The sequence below is a fragment of the Robinsoniella sp. RHS genome (assembly GCF_001029355.1).
GTDB classification, from domain to species: Bacteria; Bacillota; Clostridia; order Lachnospirales; family Lachnospiraceae; genus Robinsoniella; species Robinsoniella peoriensis.
Genome location: NZ_JNGB01000013.1, coordinates 248,910 through 267,308, shown reverse-complemented (window position 1 = coordinate 267,308; position 18,399 = coordinate 248,910). Strand labels below are relative to the sequence as shown.

Annotated in this window: 18 protein-coding genes and 1 pseudogene; 9 read left to right on the top strand and 10 right to left on the bottom strand. The window is 40.0% G+C overall.

Features of this window, described 5'->3' with window-relative positions; translation table 11 throughout:
- Positions 1-25: 25 nt before the first annotated feature.
- Positions 26-451, top strand: a pseudogene (locus RHS_RS07345) (IS5 family transposase); the annotation flags it as partial.
- 180 nt (positions 452-631) lie between these two features.
- On the opposite strand, the gene RHS_RS07340 reads toward RHS_RS07345, so the two are convergent.
- The 4 genes from RHS_RS07340 to RHS_RS07325 form a co-directional block, all read right to left on the bottom strand.
- Positions 632-1,273 carry a TrkA C-terminal domain-containing protein gene (locus RHS_RS07340; RefSeq protein ID WP_027292617.1) on the bottom strand — a complete coding sequence of 214 codons (642 nt, stop codon included), beginning with the start codon at positions 1,271-1,273 and terminating at the stop codon, positions 632-634.
- A gap of 103 nt (positions 1,274-1,376) precedes the next feature.
- A complete protein-coding gene (locus RHS_RS07335) occupies positions 1,377-2,942 on the bottom strand; it encodes a glycine betaine ABC transporter substrate-binding protein (RefSeq protein ID WP_047832762.1) in 1,566 nt (521 codons plus the stop codon).
- Positions 2,939-4,075 carry an ABC transporter ATP-binding protein gene (locus tag RHS_RS07330; protein WP_044295368.1) on the bottom strand — a complete coding sequence of 379 codons (1,137 nt, stop codon included), beginning with the start codon at positions 4,073-4,075 and terminating at the stop codon, positions 2,939-2,941. The genes RHS_RS07335 and RHS_RS07330 overlap by 4 nt, the downstream gene beginning before the upstream one ends.
- Positions 4,076-4,369: 294 nt before the next feature.
- Positions 4,370-5,500, bottom strand: a complete 1,131-nt coding sequence (locus RHS_RS07325; RefSeq protein ID WP_047832761.1) for an ROK family transcriptional regulator — start codon at positions 5,498-5,500, stop codon at positions 4,370-4,372.
- Positions 5,501-5,729: 229 nt separating this feature from the next.
- Between RHS_RS07325 and RHS_RS07320 the strand changes: the two genes are divergently transcribed.
- Positions 5,730-6,755, top strand: a complete 1,026-nt coding sequence (locus RHS_RS07320) for an alcohol dehydrogenase catalytic domain-containing protein (protein WP_047832760.1) — start codon at positions 5,730-5,732, stop codon at positions 6,753-6,755.
- A gap of 318 nt (positions 6,756-7,073) precedes the next feature.
- Entirely contained in the window at positions 7,074-7,592 is a 519-nt protein-coding gene (locus RHS_RS07315) for a GNAT family N-acetyltransferase (RefSeq protein WP_047832759.1), read from the top strand.
- Positions 7,593-7,708: 116 nt separating this feature from the next.
- Here RHS_RS07315 and RHS_RS07310 read toward each other — a convergent pair whose 3' ends face one another.
- The gene (locus tag RHS_RS07310) at positions 7,709-8,554 is read right to left on the bottom strand and encodes a class I SAM-dependent methyltransferase (protein WP_047832758.1); all 846 of its coding nucleotides are present in this window, start codon (positions 8,552-8,554) and stop codon (positions 7,709-7,711) included.
- Positions 8,555-8,911: 357 nt separating this feature from the next.
- Positions 8,912-9,412 (bottom strand): class I SAM-dependent methyltransferase, encoded by a 501-nt coding sequence (locus RHS_RS07305; protein WP_138003393.1) that lies wholly within the window; start codon positions 9,410-9,412, stop codon positions 8,912-8,914.
- Positions 9,413-9,670: 258 nt separating this feature from the next.
- On the opposite strand from RHS_RS07305, the gene RHS_RS07300 reads away from it, so the two are divergent.
- From RHS_RS07300 to RHS_RS07275, 6 genes are all read left to right on the top strand, one after another.
- Positions 9,671-10,348, top strand: a complete 678-nt coding sequence (locus RHS_RS07300; RefSeq protein ID WP_395021675.1) for a TetR/AcrR family transcriptional regulator — start codon at positions 9,671-9,673, stop codon at positions 10,346-10,348.
- 4 nt (positions 10,349-10,352) lie between these two features.
- Positions 10,353-11,063 (top strand): NAD(P)H-dependent oxidoreductase, encoded by a 711-nt coding sequence (locus RHS_RS07295; RefSeq protein WP_047832757.1) that lies wholly within the window; start codon positions 10,353-10,355, stop codon positions 11,061-11,063.
- Positions 11,064-11,238: 175 nt separating this feature from the next.
- Positions 11,239-12,024: an APH(3') family aminoglycoside O-phosphotransferase gene (locus RHS_RS07290; RefSeq protein ID WP_052377665.1), complete on the top strand. Its 786-nt coding sequence runs from the start codon at positions 11,239-11,241 to the stop codon at positions 12,022-12,024.
- Between the two features lie 252 nt (positions 12,025-12,276).
- Positions 12,277-13,041: an SDR family oxidoreductase gene (locus RHS_RS07285; RefSeq protein WP_395021672.1), complete on the top strand. Its 765-nt coding sequence runs from the start codon at positions 12,277-12,279 to the stop codon at positions 13,039-13,041.
- A gap of 358 nt (positions 13,042-13,399) precedes the next feature.
- Positions 13,400-13,666 carry a RhuM family protein gene (gene rhuM / locus RHS_RS07280; protein ID WP_395021669.1) on the top strand — a complete coding sequence of 89 codons (267 nt, stop codon included), beginning with the start codon at positions 13,400-13,402 and terminating at the stop codon, positions 13,664-13,666.
- Between the two features lie 206 nt (positions 13,667-13,872).
- On the top strand, positions 13,873-14,991 hold the full coding sequence (locus tag RHS_RS07275; RefSeq protein WP_047832755.1) for an ROK family transcriptional regulator: 1,119 nt from the start codon (positions 13,873-13,875) through the stop codon (positions 14,989-14,991).
- 380 nt (positions 14,992-15,371) lie between these two features.
- Here RHS_RS07275 and RHS_RS30455 read toward each other — a convergent pair whose 3' ends face one another.
- The 4 genes from RHS_RS30455 to RHS_RS07255 form a co-directional block, all read right to left on the bottom strand.
- Positions 15,372-15,671 carry a hypothetical protein gene (locus RHS_RS30455; protein WP_070041092.1) on the bottom strand — a complete coding sequence of 100 codons (300 nt, stop codon included), beginning with the start codon at positions 15,669-15,671 and terminating at the stop codon, positions 15,372-15,374.
- Positions 15,672-15,853: 182 nt separating this feature from the next.
- Complete coding sequence (locus RHS_RS07265; protein WP_027292628.1) at positions 15,854-16,306, bottom strand: N-acetyltransferase; 453 nt, start codon at positions 16,304-16,306, stop codon at positions 15,854-15,856.
- A gap of 21 nt (positions 16,307-16,327) precedes the next feature.
- A complete protein-coding gene (locus RHS_RS07260; protein WP_047832754.1) occupies positions 16,328-17,077 on the bottom strand; it encodes a M23 family metallopeptidase in 750 nt (249 codons plus the stop codon).
- A 453-nt stretch (positions 17,078-17,530) separates the two neighbouring features.
- Complete coding sequence (locus tag RHS_RS07255; RefSeq protein WP_027292630.1) at positions 17,531-18,175, bottom strand: B12-binding domain-containing protein; 645 nt, start codon at positions 18,173-18,175, stop codon at positions 17,531-17,533.
- Positions 18,176-18,399 lie beyond the last annotated feature (224 nt).

The window sequence follows — 18,399 nt, the reverse complement described above, 5'->3', positions numbered from 1 at the left end:
ATAGTGCAGGTGCAAAAAAAGGGGGCCTTCTAGCGAAATAGGACACAGCCGGGGCGGAGCCAGTACAAAAATACACGCCATTGTGGATGCTTATGGAAATCCAGTGTATTTCATGATCAGTGAAGGACAACGCAACGATATTAATTTCGCGATTCCCTTATTGAAACATGTAAATTTAAAAGGAAGTAACATACTTGCTGATCGTGGATATGACAGTGATAAACTGATTGACTATATCTATGAGCAAGGTGGTGAACCAACAATTCCATCAAGAAAGGGAGCAAAGTTTGAACGTCATTGCGATTGGTGGCTATATAAAGAGCGGCATCTGATAGAAAAACTCTTTTTAAAGCTAAAGGCATTTCGTAGAATTGCCACCCGCTATGACAAACTTGCATTCACCTATCTGGGATTTTTGTGTATCGCTTCAATATTAATTTGGTTAAAATGACCAATGTGTAGCAATTTTCAAACACGCTCTAGTACAGCATAGCTTTATTATTTGTGCGATGCTGTACTAATACCTGTTTTTCTAAATTTCTATTTTATAAAGTCATCATTTTTATAGAGTCATTATTTTAGTGATATCACAAAAAAGTGCTTCAAGGAAATCAGACGTAATTCCTCGACATTAACATTTTTGCAGCAAAAAGTTTGTGACCCGATCCGGTGAATATTCATCACCAATAAAGTAAATAATATCCTTCTCATTTAATGTAGCATAGGAACCGGGGGAAATTAAAACCTCACCATTTCTGCGAATTGCAATCACAGTTGCTGTGGTGTGTTCCCAAAATCGCAATTCTGCTAAAGTTTTTCCTATGCACAGCATCTCTGAAAGAATTTCAAATTCATAGGGCATAAAAGGGTGCAGCATTTGAAACCGGTTTGTACTTTCGATCAGTGCTGCTACCTTTTCATTTAAATTGTCCAGTTCTTTTTTTTGACGGGAAATATTGTCAAGCAGATCTTTTTTATAGTTGTGAATGGTTTGTACACTGTTAAACTGTTGCAGAAACCGCCACGCTTTTTCCTGGGACAGGATCGTAACGCCGCTGCCTTTTGTTGTTGAAACAATTTCTAAATCTGCCAGAATGCAGATTGCCTTACGAGCCGTCTCCGGTGATACAGAATACTGACTTGCAATCACAGAGCGTGAATAAATTTTCTCGCCCACAAGGTATTTTCTCTCTGCTATTTTGGCAGCGATATCTGCAGCGATTTTTTGATAAACCGGTAGTTGAACTACTTTTTCACTTTTGTTTTCTTCCATGTGAAATACATCTCCTGTATAAATAAATTATCTGTTATAAATATAGCATAGTCCAGTACCGGTCACAAGGATTTTTTCGTGGTTTGAATTCCAGCTATTGCTATTAACTGATTAAACCTTTCTCGGTCAAAAATTCCCTGGCAACCTGCTCGGGGGGCTGCTGTAATTCGTCTACCTTGTAATTCAGATCCATCATGACTTCATCAGTAAGATATTCTCCCAGTTCCTCCATAAGGGGGGCAATTTCCGGACATTCCTCCAGCACTTCCCCACGAATGATGGGCATTGCATAATAGGGCGGAAAAAAGGATTTGTCATCCGTCAGAACCTTAAGATTAAATTTTTTCAGAAGGCCGTCAGTTGCAAAAGCATCAATGACATCCACATCACCATTAATCAATGCTGTGTATCGGGGGGAACCATCCAGCGTCAGGCTTTCGCCTATGGTAAAGCCGTACTCTTTCTGAAGTCCGGGCAGCCCGTCGGCACGATTAGAGAACTCAAATACGGTACCCGATTTCATAGTGTTAGCAACCTTTGCAAGTTCGCTAATGGTTTCAAGCTTATATTTCTGTGCGGTTTCCTGGGTGACCGCCATAACATAGGTGTTGTTAAACTGCATCTGTTTTAGAACATCAATATCATACAGTTCTTTCAGCTCTGCCTTCGCGGTATTATAGACCAGTTCCACATCATTGACAGGGGGATGCTGAAGGGTATCGCTGTATGCCGTGCCGCTGTATTCTACATACATATCAATATCGCCCGTTTTCATGGCACCAAAGCAAACCTGTGTGCCGCCGAGCTCTACCCGTCGGTTAACCGTAATATCGGTGCGGTCTTCAATAAAATCCGCTGCCATATTACCTAAAATAGCCTGCTCTGTATAATCCTTAGAGCCCACTGTAATTGTTCGTCCGGTACTGGAGGTACTGCCAATGGAAGTAAAAATAAGAATGGCAGCAGTAGCAACAGCGGCTGTCACCAGAATACCTTTCTGCATATTTCGATGCTTCTTCTTTATGCTGTTATCCCCTTTTTGCAGGCTGATTGGCGTTACCAGTTTTTCCACGGTGCCAATCAAAAAATCCACCAGCAATGCCAATATACATGCGGGTATTGCGCCAGCCAGAATTTGATTGTTGTTAACGGTACGAATTCCTGAAAATACCAGATAGCCAAGCCCTCCGGCGCCGATAAAAGCCGCCATGGTCATTAAGCCTACAGCTGTGACGGATGCAATTCGTACACCCGCCATAATGACAGGAAGGGCAAGCGGAATCTGAACCCGTGTTAACACCTGAAAAGGAGTGAGTCCGATTCCTTTTGCTGCCTCTAAGGTTTGCGGGTTGATGTTCTCAAGTCCGGTATAGGTGTTTTTGATAATTGGCAGCAGAGAATACAGCACGACCGCGCATATTGCCGGTACCGTTCCGATCCCAAGAAAAGGAATCATAAAGCCCAGAAGCGCCATGCTTGGTATTGCCTGTACAATATTTGCCACCGATAAAATCGGCTTGCTTGCTTTGCTCACATAGGAGATTAGAATGCCCAGAGGCACACCGATTAAAATCGCCAGTCCCACAGAAATAGCTGTCAGCTTGATGTGTTCCACCAGCAAGCTAATGATTTGAATATAATTTAATTGAATATATTCTATGAAATTCACTCTTCATCCTCCTCTCCCACATCCAGATATTGCTGACTCAGTGTTGTTACCAGACTGCTCCTGGTAATCAAGCCAACCAATCTGCCGTCCTCATTTGTAACGGGAACGGTGGATGACTGATTCTCTGTCACCAGTTTGATTGTATCCAAGATACTTTCTTCAGGTTTCAGAGTCAGAACATTTTGCTTCATGAATACTTCAGCAGTCTGTGTTTTGTCCTCCACGCCTCTGAGCCGGCTTGCCTTTACAATGCCTAAAAGCCGCTTGCTTTCCGGATCCACTACCAGCAGACTGTCTACCTTATTTTGCCTCATTTTGTCAATGCACTTCAAGACAGACATGTCCTTTGCCGTCGTAATGGGCTTTTCTATCATAATATCTGACACTTTAATAAACTCCGGAGAGGACCAGATCCTGTTCTGTCCGACGAAATGAGAAACAAATTCATCTGCCGGATTTTTCAGAATGTTTTCCGGTGTGTCGTACTGCAGAATAGTTCCGTCCCGCATAATGCATATTTTATCAGCAATTTTTACAGCCTCATCCATATCATGCGTCACAAAAACTATGGTTTTCTTAAGTTTAGACTGTAACTGTATCAGCTCGTCCTGCAAATCTGATCTAGTAATTGGATCCAGTGCCGAGAACGGCTCATCCATAAGAATGATATCCGGATTGGTTGCAAATGCCCGGGCAACACCAACACGCTGCTGCTGGCCGCCGGAAAGCTGGGTAGGGTAGCGGTTCAAAAACTCATCGCAGTCAAGTCCCACCATCTGCATCATTCTTTTGGTGTTCTTGGCAAGTTCTGCGGGAGCTGTCTTCTGTAGTTTGGATATCAACTCAATATTTTCCTGAACGGTCATGTGGGGAAATAAACCGGTTTGCTGAATGACATAACCGATTTTCCTGCGCAGTGCCACCTCATCTACGTTTTTAATATTCTCTCCATGGATAGTAATGGTACCGCTGCTGGGCTTAACCAGCCGGTTGATCATTTTAAGCAGGGTAGTTTTTCCACATCCGCTTTCTCCGATTATGGTAACTAATTCTCCTTTGTCAATGGTAAAATTGACATCTGACAAAACTCTTTGTGTTTTGTAGGCTTTAGTTATATGTTCAAATTGAATCATTTGTCAGCCTCCTTTCAAAGTAACTACTCATAGTATATTGGAAAGTTGTTACTTTGTCAAGGCTTGTACAGAGCCATATCCTGGATTAAGGTTGAATGTATTTGTAAAAATGAGGCTGTTTTCCGGGTAAATTCCACGCAAAATATAATTTTAAAATTAGTAAAAAAACAAAAAAAAGCCAACATCAACTCAAGAGCGTTTTAAAACACACTTTTGTGTTAATGTTGGCTATAATGCGGCAGAAAGATCAGTTTCCGGAGCATGTATGGAAAATTATTTCATAATCTAATGTTTTCAGACATTCTGCAAAAATTCACTGACATAATGAAGAGCGGCACCGACTGCCGGAGTATATTGTCCCTGAGTGCCCAAAATGATCTGATCTCTGGAAAGGGTAAAAGGTGATGTGGAATTTATTTGATTCAGAAGAGTTACCACATCCTCTTCCAGAAAAAATGGAGCCAGATATCCGCTGATAATAATGGAACCGTCGATCATAATATTCAGGTTGCGCATGGCAAAAGCCAGATGTTCCAGATAGCTGTCCCAAATTTGCCGGCAGTCAGAATCCCCGTTCCTTAATTTCTGAAAGAAAGGTGTGATACCCATACCGGAAGCTTGTTCCAATGCGTTGGCGGAACAGTAAGTTTCCAGGCAGCCCCGGCTGCCGCAGTAGCACATCGGTCCGTCGTGCGTAAGACATAGATGTTCAATAATACCGCTGTGCATATGAATCCCCTGGTGGACCAGACCGTTCGTAATGATAGAGCCGCCCATATTTCGGTTCAGCAGAAACACAACTGCGCTGTCTATTTCTTTATGATTCCATAGTTCCAGGTAAGCCGCTGCCTTGGAATCGTGTTCCAGCCGGCAGGGATAAGTAATATATTCTGTAAAATCAGATAGTTTCATCTGAATATTATCCATGATTACACCATAGCTTACAGATTGTCCATCAGGTGCAATAATCCCCTGGGTAGCAATGGATACCCCTAAAATGGAAGATCTGTCTAAGACATTTCCGGATATAAAACCCTCTAGTTCCTGTCCAAGCTGCCGGTAGTATTTTCTTGAAGTCTGATAAGGGATGTCCAGTGTGGAATCAAAAATCACAGTACCATAGAGATCGACTGCCACAAAATGAACCATCTTTTTTAAAATTCCAATCCCGATCGAGACTCTTGCAGTACGTCGAATCTGGATTGCCCGGGCTTTCCGACCTCCCGTAGAATCAAAGTATCCATTTTTTTCAAGCAGACCTTCTTCTTCTAAAATTTTTAAGTTCTGACTTACGGTAGATAAACCCATTTGCAGTTTTTGGACTATCTGCAGTTTTGATGTAGTGCCCTCATGGTAGATAAAAGAATATACTTTATTTTTGTTAATTCTTTTGACTGCCATGGTAGTCATTCCTTTATCGCTCATAGAACCTCCTAATTCGCTAAATTCATCTCATCGACCTATCGTTCTTTCTATCATAGTATGTCTGTATTTAAAAAGCAATGAAAATATATTATTATGCAATTTATACAAGAAATCAATAAGAAAATTGGGATAAAAATCAATTGTTATTCTAAATATAAAGTAATATACTCTACTTATGATTAGGTGTTACGCATAAGTATAAAATAAAAGAGAAAAATGGAGGAAGATCATGAAAAGTGCAGTATTTTACGGGAAGCATGACTTGAGAGTGGAAGAATCAAAAAAACCTGAAATCGGACCAAAGGACGTATTAATCCAGGTAAAAGCATGTGGGGTATGCGGTACGGATGTACATATTTATGAGGGAGATAAAGGGGCGGCAGAAGTAACCCCTCCCACGATTTTGGGACATGAGTTTTCAGGAGTGGTGGCTCAGACAGGAGCAGAAGTAGTAAATTGCAAAGTCGGGGACAGGGTATGTATAGATCCCAATTGTTATTGCGGAACCTGTGAACCCTGCCGCAATGGCGCGGCACATTACTGTGAGAATATGATTGGATATGGAACTACCGTAAACGGAGGATTTGCAGAATATTGTGCAGTCAACGAAAGACAGGTGTATCTGCTGGGTGAAAATACAACATTTGAGCAGGGGGCTATGGCGGAACCGGTAGCCTGCTGCCTGCACGGAATTGATATGTGTGAGATTCAGCCCGGACATCAGGTAGTGGTAATCGGCGGCGGAATGATCGGTCTATTGATGATGCAGCTGGCGAAACTGGCTGGAGCAGCCAAAGTAGCTCTGCTGGAGCCGGTGGAAAATAAAAGAGAAGTAGCGAAGAAATTGGGTGCAGATATCTGTATTGACCCTATAAAGGAAGATGTTCAGGCGGTATTGAAAGCGGCAGGAATGACCTGGATCAAAACCGTGATTGAATGTGTGGGAAGGCCGTCTACAATCCGGCAGGCAATTGATATTGCAGGAAATAAAGCTGTGGTTATGATGTTCGGGCTCACAAAACCGGATGAAACTATCCAGGTGAAACCATTCGAAGTTTTCCAGAAGGAGCTTGTGCTAAAGGCATCTTTCATCAATCCTTATACACAAAAGCGTGCTTTGGATCTGATTGATACCAGACGTCTGGATGTCAGCAGCATGATTTATGAAGTCTGCGGGTTGGAAAACCTGGAAGGCGTATTAAGCAAACCAGAATTGCGTGCTAATGGAAAATATATTATTTCCCCTGAAAAATAAATAGGAAATGAGTATGTGACAACGTATAACAGACACTTCTGCGGTAAAAGGCAGGAGTGTTGTTTGCTTTATAATGCAGTTGAGGATTTTAGATAAATGCAGTATAATAAGACAAAGTTTCAGGAGATAGGGTGGCGGCTTGCAGAATAAAATTGACCTGCTGCGTTCAGGGGGAAGGAAATAAGTCCCCGGGAAGAGTATATCGATACGGTATGGGGAATTGGGTATCGCTTGCATAAAGGTTAGCGCGTATTTGAAAATTGATGGAGTTCATCTGATAAATATCAGATATATAACAGATAAAGGAGAACATAATGCATGTGTATTGAGTTCAGGAAAGTGAGCGGATTTAATAGAGGGACTATTTTAAATTTATTGTCTGATGCTTATTCCTTTGATGAAAGAATGGGACAATGCTGGAGATCTGATTGGGAAGAATTTGATGATTTTTTCTTTGATAATCTTCAGATTGCAGATCAATATGGTTTTATCACAACGTTAGACGGCGAAGCAATCGGGCTGGTTTCCTGGGATCCAAGAAATATGCCGGAGTATGTAGAGGTGGGGCATAACTGTATTAAATCAACTTACAAGGGCAGGGGCTATGGGACAATGCAGCTTGAGGAAGCTGTCAACAGAATCATGGGATATGATGTGAAAAAAATAATAGTAACCACTAATGCGGGTCTTTTTCCGGCACAACGGATGTATGAGAGTGTTGGATTTAAGACAGTCCTACGAAGAAAAAATTCTGGCATTGCAGATTTTGCCGGTGAATATATTGATTATGAAATTATTGCAGATGAATTTGCAGGTCTGCGGCATTCCAGTAAGTGAAGCTGCCGGCAGAACGCAATTGTATTTGGGGAAGTATCTGAAATGGGCTGAGGAGTTTTTCCTCAGCCTTATATAGTCAAAAAACGAATTATTACCGGATTATATATTTACTGTTTTTAATGGATCGCAGAACACTTTTCAAGAAGAATAGCGATAGTATGGCTCTTTTCATCATAGTGATTTCCAGCAACATCACCATATACACTGCATACCTGAAATCCGGCTTCTTCTGCTTCCTGTATCAGGGCTTCTTGTGTGAAGCAGCAATTCCATAGATAATAAGATTTAAGGTCTTGATCTGCTGCAACGATGATTTGTTCCAGGGTGATATTATCTGAATACTTACAATTTCTATTTAGAACGACATGTTGTTTTGCACTCCAGAATCCTGCACTCTGGTGCAGTTCCCAGGTTTGTTCTTCATGAAAAAGGTTGTATTTTACCATGGAAAAAACATCTAATAATAGCTTCCCGCCAGGCTTTAAATGCTGGTATATCTGCTTCATGACTATGCGTCTGTTTTCGGCTGACAGTGCACCATAATCGCAGTAAATCATGGTAGCCAGATCAAAATGTGTTGCTAAATTCAGCGTGAGATAGTTCTGGCGGATATATTTAATATTCAGATTCTTTTCTTCTGCGGAATGGCGTGCATAGGAAATAGAACGTCTTGAAAAATCCACGCCGGTTACCAAATATCCGCATTTTGCAAATCTCTCTGTATATAATCCGGGGCCGCAGCCAAGGTCAAGCAACGAGGGATAGCTATGGGGAGGCAAAATATTTTTTATCCATGACACGGACTTTTCGATGAATGCTAATTTTCTGCTTGCACCGTTAAATTCCGGGTCAAGGTGTGCTTTGAGCATTTGTTTTGAGATATAATCATCATCCCAAAACGCGCTTTCTGTCTCTTTGTAAAGTACAGGTAATTCTAAATTTTTGATGATTTCCTGAAACATAATGATCTCTCCTTTTCATTTGGGCATAAAGAAAAGCCGTAGATTTTACTCTACGGCTCATCTTTGTAAGATGAAGAAAAGTGAAGAGTAAAATAAAACCAAACATTCGGTACACAAAATAAGCTGAATCAACAGCCATTCTGTTTCCTAATTGAATTGATTTTATCTACTCTTTTCCAGTCATCCCCATGCCACTGATTTTGTGACACCTGGTACGCCGGACTTCCATCACCTTTTCTTTAATAGTTATATGGTGATTCTATATTAGGCAGACGGTTTTGTCAACCTTTACAGGCTATCATAGGTATATCTTTACAGGCGCATGATTGAAACGCCTGCGGCAGATTAAATCACGGTCTACAGCTTCCTTGCTTTAATAATAAAAGTTACAGGAAGCATTTTTGCTTTATTACTAAAATCATCTTCCCCATATGCATTTATGATATCTTCATCTGTTTCTTCAATCATCTGCTCAATTGTAAACCCATTCGCTGACAGCGCGTTAACATAAGTAGAAAGTTTACGATTTGATAACATGATTTCTTTATCTTCCAAAGCTACGGAATACCATGCTTCATCAAAGTAGGAATTGCAAAAGATGAGATTGTTATTTTCTGCGGATACGCATTTATGTATAGGATGCGACCAGCTGAAAATGAAGATGCCGTCCTTTTTCAGATAGGATGATATTCTGCTGAATGTCTCATTCAGATCCGTTGTCCAGCCTATCGCATAGATAGAATAAACATAATCAAAATATTGTTCGGGTATTCCGCATTCACTTTCCATTGGTCCACATACAAGTCTGGCGTCAATTCTCTGTGATGTCAAGAACTCTTTCGTACGTTCAATTTGCATTGGGGAGATAAAGCAGATAGTTCACCTACTTCCCCACCTCCGATAATACTTTTCTTACTCATATTTTTAATCCTCACATTCATAATTTTTACTTTAAAATTTTGTTCTTTGGTATTTTAATGTTATTCAATTATACTATAGAGTATTTTCAAAAACAATCGTTCATTACGCAAATACATTACGCAGATTTAGATTGACAAGCTAATGATAATTAGCATATAATAAAGCTAATTATCATTAGCCAAAGGAGATTTATAGATGAAAACGGTATCTGCAAAAGTATCTGGAAAAGAGTCCGGAAAAATATCTGGAAAAGTATCTACAAAAAGAAGAATCCTGGAACATGCCTTAACGCTGTTTTCGGAAAAAGGTTTTGATGCAGTGAGCGTAGGGCAGATTGCAGATGCAGTGGGAATAAAAGCCCCGTCTCTATATAAACATTATAAGAGCAAACAGGATATCTTTGATGCGATTCTCGATGAGATGGCAGTTCGTTATCAACAGCAGACTGCTTCCATGCAGATGAATGGAGTGGAACCAAATAAGGATATTGACCGCTATAAGGATATTTCGGAGGAACAGCTGATTCAAATGGGAAAGGAACTGTTTTTATATTTCCTCCATGACGAATATGTCTGTAAATTTCGCAAGCTGCTGACAATAGAGCAGTATCACAGCAAAACACTTGCAGACCTTTATGCTAAACAATATGCAGATGATCCGCTGTCTTATCAAAGTATTCTGCTTGGACTGCTTTCCAATATGGGCATTTTCAAACAGGAAAATGTGCAGATTATGGCACTTCACTTTTATGCGCCTTTGTATTTGCTGCTGACCATGTGTGACTGCCAGCCTAAACGTGAGCCGGAGGCCCTGAAGATATTGGAACAGCATATCCGGCAGTTTAACCGGTTGTATCAGAAGACAGGAGGATGAGAGGATGAAAATTACGGTTATACATGGGCAGTCACACAAAGGGGTAACCTATACCATGACCAGAGAAGTGCTGAAACACCTGGCAAATGATCAGGATGAAATCAGGGAATTTTTTCTGTCTAAGGATGGCCCGGATTTTTGCTGCGGCTGCAACAGCTGTTTTATAAAGGGAGAAGAGCATTGTCCTGCCGCCAAAAAAGTACAGCCGATAGCCAGGGCAATGGAGTGGGCGGATATTATTTTTCTGGACAGCCCCAACTATGTTATGGAGATGAGCGGTTCCATGAAAAATTTCCTGGATCATATGGCGTATCGATGGGTGACTCACAGGCCCCATGGTGGAATGTTTAAAAAGGTGGGTGTGACATTTTGCTCATCTGCGGGAGCCCCTGCCGGACATACTGCCCGTTCACTTGCAAGACAGTTAAAATGGATGAGCGTATCAAGGGTATTCTGTTTCCCATTTGTCAGCAATGCCATGGGGATATCAGATGTAAAAGTGAAAAAGCGGAAAAAAATGGAGCGGGAAGCTGTCCGCATAGCAGCCAGGGTGCGGCAGCGGGCAGAACGGCCCAGAGCCAGTATCAGGGGGAAACTGTTTTTTTATGTTTTCCGGAAAATGCAGTCCAGTCCCGGCGCAGCCTGGAATCCGGTGGATCGGGACTGGTGGGTAAATCAAGGTTGGACCGGGAAGAAAAGACCGTGGAACAAATAATTACTGTCCTGGAATATTAGAACTGCAGGCCGCCATCAAAATAAAATTATTTTTGGGGTATGCACAGTTATCTAAGGATGAGATGTAGAGGGGCATGGAGATTTTTAAATTCGAATTAAATGCTGAAAATGATTTGGAGTTGAAAATGATATCAATGATTAAGTGAGGTAAAATAATGGATATTCCTACAAAAATTAATAATATAATCGGTTCCCGTTCATTTACCTTAGACAAAACCGGGATGTCCGATTCCCAGGTTATCTGTTTTGATGATATGATTCTTAAAATAGAAAAGCAATGTGAAGAATCAGATAATGAACATCAAATGCTGTCCTGGCTCTCCGGCAGACTTCCAGTGCCGAAACTGCTCTGCTCCGAAAAGAGCTGCAGTACAAATTATCTGCTTATGGAACGGGTGGTTGGAGAAATGTCCTGCTCCACGGAATTTCTGGAAGATCCCGAGCTGTTAACGGAATTGCTGGCAGAAGGGCTGCGAATGTTGTGGAATGTGGATATTTCAGCGTGTCCTTATCATAATGGGATTGATAATAAACTGCGGCTGGCGGAAATTCTCGTTTCTAATAACCTCTGCGAAATGGAAGGAGTAGAGCCGGGAACCTATGGGGATAATGGATTTGCTTCTCCGGCTGATTTACTTACATGGTTAAAAGATAACAGACCCGCCGAAAATCTTGTATTTTCTCATGGTGATTATTGTCTTCCAAATATTTTTATCAATCAAAATAAAGTCAGTGGTTTTATAGATCTGGGGAGAAGCGGAATAGCTGATAAATACCAGGATATCGCTCTTTGCTACCGAAGTCTTAAGCATAATTTTGAAGGCAGGTATGGAGGAAAAATATATGAAGACTTTAATGCGGATATTCTTTTTGACAAGTTAGGGATAGAACCGGATTGGGATCGGATTCAATATTATATTTTATTAGATGAACTGTTTTGAGAAGAAGGTTCAGGCACATTAGATACATAGATAATAAGGGTGATACAGGAGGCTGTATCGCCTTTTTATTGTGTAAATGATATAAAATACAGGTTGGCGATACTGCATCTTCAATTTGTACATAATAGTGGATTGACAGTTAAAAAATATCGTAGTATAATTTAAATACTTAGATAAAAGCTTTTATAAAAGAAATACAATTAATACAAAAGAAATAAAGAATTATTTGTGAGGTGGAAAGGAGAATTTATAATGTATCTGGAAAGTATTTTTGGGTTAGCGGGGAAAACAGCCCTGGTTACAGGGGGAAGAGTAGGAATCGGACAGGTAATTGCCATTGCATTGGCAAAGGCGGGAGCCGAGGTAGTTATTATGGGAAAGACAGATTCCCGGGAGACAGTCAGGAAGATTGAAGGGGAAGGTGGTAAAGCGTATAGTATTACGGCTAATGTGACAGATGAGGAGGCGGTAGAGAAGGCGATGGATCTCATCATGGAACGTTCCGGACATAATGACATTGTGTTTAATAATGCGGGAATCTGTATACATAAGGATACTTTAGAGGCTACGATAGAAGAGTGGAGACAGGTTATTGATGTCAATCTGACAGGAGAATATATTGTGGCAAGAGCTGCCGGCAGAAGGATGATAGAGTCCGGAACCAAGGGTAGTATTATAAATATGGCATCTATGTCTGGCACAATTGTTAATATCCCGCAGTGGCAGGCATCTTATAATGCCTCTAAAGCCGGAGTAATGCACATGACCAGGTCTCTTGCCATTGAATGGGCAGAGCATGGAATTCGGGTTAACAGTTTAAGCCCGGGTTATATTGGTACGCCTATGTCAGCTGATACGCCTCAGGAATTAAAAAATGCCTGGATGCCGCTTATGCCTTATCACCGTATGGGTAAACCGGAAGAGTTGATTCCTGCAATATTATATCTGGCATGCGATGCGGCCGGATACACAACAGGGTCGGATGTGATTGTGGATGGAGGATATGTTGCACAATAATCAGAGTGTTAAATTGAGATTTTGACGATTGTTTGAATTAAATGATAGTTGATATATTAATGAACGTTTAAATTCTAATGATCGGTCAAATTACATATGGATTAAGTGACGAATGTTGCAGGAGAGCGTGTTATAATAAAACCAAGTTATAATAAGACCAAGTTAGCAAGGAACCCAATAGAATCAAGGGTTTGCGGCAGCTCTGGTCTTATTTTTTACTACAATCGAACATCTTTTTCATTAAAAATCCAGTGTTGTTTTCCAAAAGGTGGAATATTTCAGGATCGGGATAGCGGAAAATACAGGTCAGGCAACAGAGAAGGATTTTAATGTTACCTTTGAAAATGAGACAGCATGGTTGTCAATAGGACAAATGGCAGACCTCTTCCAAAGAGATAGAAGTGTGATTTCTAAGCACATAAAAAATGTTTTTGCAGAACGTCAGGCAGAACGAGAGCAAGCCATGACAATGCAGGATTGGGCAAAACATCTGGATAATATACTGACAATGAGTGGGGAAAAACTTCTCAATGGCAATGGCTCTATCAGCCATTCTCAAGCTATGAAGAAGGTTGAGGGTGAGTATATAAAATACAAAGCCCACACTTTGACAAGTAACCGTTAGATATAAAGCAGTTTGCCATATGCGCTGTGGAGCGGATTATTCAGAAGATAGAACATTATAGCTTTGATTCCACAACGATAAGAGTGGGATGTGATGATACGGGATAGTGTAAAAAACATAAATGAAATATAGTGTAGTTTCTTGCAAAAATCATGCCGTTGGTATAATATACTTTTATATAACTTTTTATGAAAGCGAGAATATGTATGGTAGTCAATGGCGTAGATGAAAGCAGGCAGTCCAATAAAGTCAGAATAGCTAAATGTATTTTAGACTGCGGAGAAATATCAAAAGCAGAAATAGCGTCAAAGCTGGATTTGAGTATGCCTACAGTATTTAAAAATATTAAGGAGCTCATTCAGCTTGGAATTGTAACAGAAGGAAATGAATATCAGTCGACCGGAGGGCGTAAGGCGAAAGGCCTGTCCATAGCAAATCATTTTATGTATTCAGCAGGTATTGATATTACCCGGAATCATATCAGTTATGTATTTATTGATTTAAAAGGGGATTTATTATGCCAGAAGAGAATACGCAGGTCTTATGAAAATACGCTTGATTATTATGAAGCCCTGTATGAGAATTTTGCCTGCTTTCTGGAGGAAAGCCGGATCGAAAGTAATAAAATTCTTGGGGTGGGGATTTCTGTTCCTGGAATTATAGATGCCCAAAACCAATTGATTATTACTTCACATGTTCTGAAAGTAAATAATGTGAGTCTGAAAAATTTAAGTCAGCTGTTCGAATATGATGTCTGCTACGAAAATGATGCTAACAGTGCGGCAATTGCAGAGTTTGCGAACCGCAATAAGGATGCTGTCTATGTCTCTCTCAGTGATACTGTAGGCGGCTGCGTTTACATCAACCAAAGAATTTATACTGGTGAACATTACCGAAGTGCGGAATTTGGACATATGAATCTGGTACGAAACGGTGCGAAATGTTATTGTGGCAAAAAGGGTTGTGCAGATGTATATTGTTCTGCGAGAGTTCTGGCGGGTCATGGGAATGGAAGTCTGGATAGATTTTTCGATCAGCTTCAAACTGGGGATGAAGGATCAAAGAAAGTCTGGGAAAAATATCTGGAAGACTTAGCTGTGCTGGTGACAGACTTACGTATGGTTTTTGACTGTGACATCATATTAGGCGGATATGTGGGAGGCTATTTGAAAAAATATATTATGGATCTCAATAAGAAGGTAGTGAAGCTGGATCCTTTTGATAACGATACTACTTATCTGCAGACTTGCCGGTATGAACGGGAAGCTTCTGCTGTTGGGATTGGGATGCGATTTATTGAGAAGTATTTTGATACGCTGATATAATCCGACTCTATAATACAATAATTTAATTTGTCCGCTGCGTTTGCGATAGAAGATAGTATAATGAGCAACGGAAATAAACTCCCCTATCTCTCTGTCGTTCATTCCTACAAAGTAACTTAGCATGGATAGCTTCATGCTGTTTTGGGGTAAGCTGTTTTATTGCCTTTGCCAGCTTGTCATTCTATACGGGTATAGCAAAGCCATGAACACAAAATTGTGTAACATCACTTGGGTATGTATCATTCATTCCGAAAAAGTTCAATTGTTCATCAAAGGCACAAAACGACACTTCATGTTTTCACCTCCTTTAACGTAAAAAGCGGTCAATCATGTATGACTAACCGCTTAAATGTAAATATAAAATTCTCAAACTGAATTTATTACTGCGAAGATTGCTTTTGTTTTTTTATAAAGATAAAACTCATAACTAAGACCACAAATAATACTACGCTAAAAATTAAAGTATGGATTGTATCAATCGGATAGGATGCAATCCACCCTTGATTAAAAACAAGTATTGAAATATATCCAGTTATTATAGAACATGGCATAAAAGCAATACCAACCATATTAAACCAATCAACATAAAATGGTGCTTTTTCTGTCGACAGTATTTTCCCAATAAAATAGCCGGCAATCCCCACTGTTTGAATAATCTTTGAACCCCACACCGCTTCCATAGTTTGTTCTTCATACTATCTACCAAAAGCGCAAAACAGCCCAATAGCAATAAAGGCTGTTGAGGCAATATAAAGCACTTTTCTTGTAAGTTCTTTGCTTTTTTTGCCTTCATTGGCACTGGCTCAATTCCTTTTAAAATGTAATCTGTTGTTACTCCGAAAAAGTTGCTCACGCACTATTCTTACACTACACCTAAATCCATTTTGAGATAAACTTTATCTTTTAACTGAATACCTGAATCAAACATCGGTTGATCATAATGTTCTATAAAGTAATTTTCAAGACGGTGCGATAAAATAAATCCGCAGCATTCGTAAAACGAGATGATCCAGGGGATGTCTCCGGTGCCGACAGATAACGTTGTACCTTTATCTTTGTAATAACGGGATATGTGGCTAACTAACTTTTTTCCATACCCTTTTCCTTGAACTTGCTCGTAAGTTGCCAAATTTTGAAGTTCATAAATGCCGTTTCCCTCGTCAGTTACAACGCAGATACTTTTTAATCCGTCATCATATAGTGCAAAAAGGTTTCCTCTATCTAAATATTTATCAATCATGCTTTCCTGTTCGTCTGCTAAAAGCAACAAATCGAGAAAGTCTTTTTTGTTACTTTCAATGATTTTTATTTCCATATATATATCTCCTCACGCACATTATTTATTTCCAAAATTCTTTACCAATAATCCCCGATGGATATATCCATCTTTTATATCTTCTTTTTCTGGCAGCGGGCGTGTATCAACTATATTGTACTTGGCATAGAGCCTTTTTTGAATATTACAAAAATAGACAGGTAAGCCAATGCAAGAATAAAAATGGGCAGTGTCCTGCACCTGAAAGTGAATGTGGGGTTCTGTCGTATTACCAGAGTTACCGCACTGAGCGACAACATCACCTCTTTTTACAGTCTGCCCTTTTTGTACTTTTACACTCCCAGGCATAAGATGACAAATGGTACTATATTCATTTGGCGAGTGTTTTATAATAATTCGATTACCGCCAATATCAGGTGTGTCTGGGTCGGGCTGCCCATCGTTCATTATGCGGCAATCAGGGAAGTTATTTTTTACTGAGATAACTATGCCGTCGGCAGGGGCAAGAATGTCTTTTCCATAACAATAATAACTATGCAAATCCTTTTTATCGCCTTGGCAGCTCTCCCCATTTTCATCCACGATAAAGAAATCATAAGCAAAACGTTGTGGTAAGATTTCCCACGAGTGGGATGTGTTTTTAGTAACACCGCCATTTCCTATATACCATTCTCCATCGAATGGCAATGCATACTCTACTTTTGGCACATAATCATCTATGGGATCAATATCTTTTTTTCGATACTTAATTTTTGCATAATATAAGCCGATTACTTGCAATACAGCCTGTCCTAGAAGTCGTTTATTCATATGAAATTTCTCCTTTATACGGATTTCCTAATTCAATGGAAAATTATTTGATATCAATCAAATAATCTCAAATCCCATACTTTAACATGAAAAGTTCAAGAATTATTAAACTCATATCAACACCCCTTTCACAGACTTATTTTTGTTTAATTAAAGTATATCAGAGTAGTAAGTGAAAGTGAAGCACCGTATATCTTTTTTCATAGAGAATTTCATTGGATTTTCAAGCTTCCTTTAAGAGAATTTCATTAATTTCCTGAAATTAATGAAATTTGCTCTCATAGCCCCTGGAAGGGTTTGCTCTTGCACAGATAAAAATAATTCTGTCTACAGCATAAGGCTGGCAGATTCCGCTGTCAGCCTTTTTATAAAAACAATATTGATCTGAAATAAAAAATTATAATCTCAATTACCTGAGAAATCCGATCTTAAATTCTTAATTCCCGTTCAAATCTAAGCCCCCCGCACCCAGTCCAAACAGACATTTACCGTTTCCGCCGCATTATTAGACCAAGCATCCGCACCCGTTACCACCATAGTGTCATAACTGGCACATGCGCCTCCAATTGTGACTTTAACATCATCTCTAATGCCGGCATCCTTCAGCCCGTCGATGGTATCTTTCATGGAATCGATTGCCAGAGTGAGGACTCCGCTCAGTCCCACTATCTCAGGTTTTACTTCAAGTACTTTTTCCACAAAGGAACTGACGGGCACATCAATGCCAAGATCATATACTTCGAAACCGGAAGCTTCCGCCATACTTTTAAAGATATTTTTTCCAATATCATGCAGATCTTCATGGACGGTTCCCAAGACAATTTTACCGACTTTTTCACTGGAATCGGAGCCAATGATGGGTTCCAGAATTTTAATCGCTTCTGACAGCACTTCTCCGGCAAACATCAGATCGCCAACATAATATGCACCGGTTTCGAACTGCTCTCCGACAACTGCCATTCCTTTCTGGCAGGCTTCTATGGCTTTGTTTGCTTCTGCTTTAGTTGGGTTTCCAGCAGCGAATTCATTGAGCATGAAGAGAACTTTTTCTTCATCAAGCTCCCCGAGAGCTCTTGTTAGTGTGGCTAAATCAATCATAATTAACCTCCTTTGAAAACGATTCATAGTTACTATTAATGAAATAACGAATTAGTATGGTATGGGATTCAATGACGAATTAGTTTGGTGTGAGATCCAATAACGAATAGTTTGGTGTGCAATCCAATAACGAATTAGTCTGATATGAAATCCAATAACGAATTAGATAGGAACCAATAACAAATTAGTTTGTGTATGGGATCCAATAACGAATTGATTTATGT

Coding starts and splice junctions, on each gene's coding strand:
- RHS_RS07340 (WP_027292617.1), bottom strand. CDS start 1,273: ATGGAAGAAAACAAAAGTGAAAAAGTAGTTCAACTACCGGTTTATCAA.
- RHS_RS07330 (WP_044295368.1), bottom strand. CDS start 4,075: ATGATTCAATTTGAACATATAACTAAAGCCTACAAAACACAAAGAGTT.
- RHS_RS07325 (WP_047832761.1), bottom strand. CDS start 5,500: ATGAGCGATAAAGGAATGACTACCATGGCAGTCAAAAGAATTAACAAA.
- RHS_RS07320 (WP_047832760.1), top strand. CDS start 5,730: ATGAAAAGTGCAGTATTTTACGGGAAGCATGACTTGAGAGTGGAAGAA.
- RHS_RS07315 (WP_047832759.1), top strand. CDS start 7,074: ATGTGTATTGAGTTCAGGAAAGTGAGCGGATTTAATAGAGGGACTATT.
- RHS_RS07310 (WP_047832758.1), bottom strand. CDS start 8,554: ATGTTTCAGGAAATCATCAAAAATTTAGAATTACCTGTACTTTACAAA.
- RHS_RS07305 (WP_138003393.1), bottom strand. CDS start 9,412: ATGCAAATTGAACGTACGAAAGAGTTCTTGACATCACAGAGAATTGAC.
- RHS_RS07300 (WP_395021675.1), top strand. CDS start 9,671: ATGAAAACGGTATCTGCAAAAGTATCTGGAAAAGAGTCCGGAAAAATA.
- RHS_RS07295 (WP_047832757.1), top strand. CDS start 10,353: ATGAAAATTACGGTTATACATGGGCAGTCACACAAAGGGGTAACCTAT.
- RHS_RS07290 (WP_052377665.1), top strand. CDS start 11,239: ATGGATATTCCTACAAAAATTAATAATATAATCGGTTCCCGTTCATTT.
- RHS_RS07285 (WP_395021672.1), top strand. CDS start 12,277: ATGTATCTGGAAAGTATTTTTGGGTTAGCGGGGAAAACAGCCCTGGTT.
- RHS_RS07275 (WP_047832755.1), top strand. CDS start 13,873: ATGGTAGTCAATGGCGTAGATGAAAGCAGGCAGTCCAATAAAGTCAGA.
- RHS_RS30455 (WP_070041092.1), bottom strand. CDS start 15,671: ATGGAAGCGGTGTGGGGTTCAAAGATTATTCAAACAGTGGGGATTGCC.
- RHS_RS07265 (WP_027292628.1), bottom strand. CDS start 16,306: ATGGAAATAAAAATCATTGAAAGTAACAAAAAAGACTTTCTCGATTTG.
- RHS_RS07260 (WP_047832754.1), bottom strand. CDS start 17,077: ATGAATAAACGACTTCTAGGACAGGCTGTATTGCAAGTAATCGGCTTA.
- RHS_RS07255 (WP_027292630.1), bottom strand. CDS start 18,175: ATGATTGATTTAGCCACACTAACAAGAGCTCTCGGGGAGCTTGATGAA.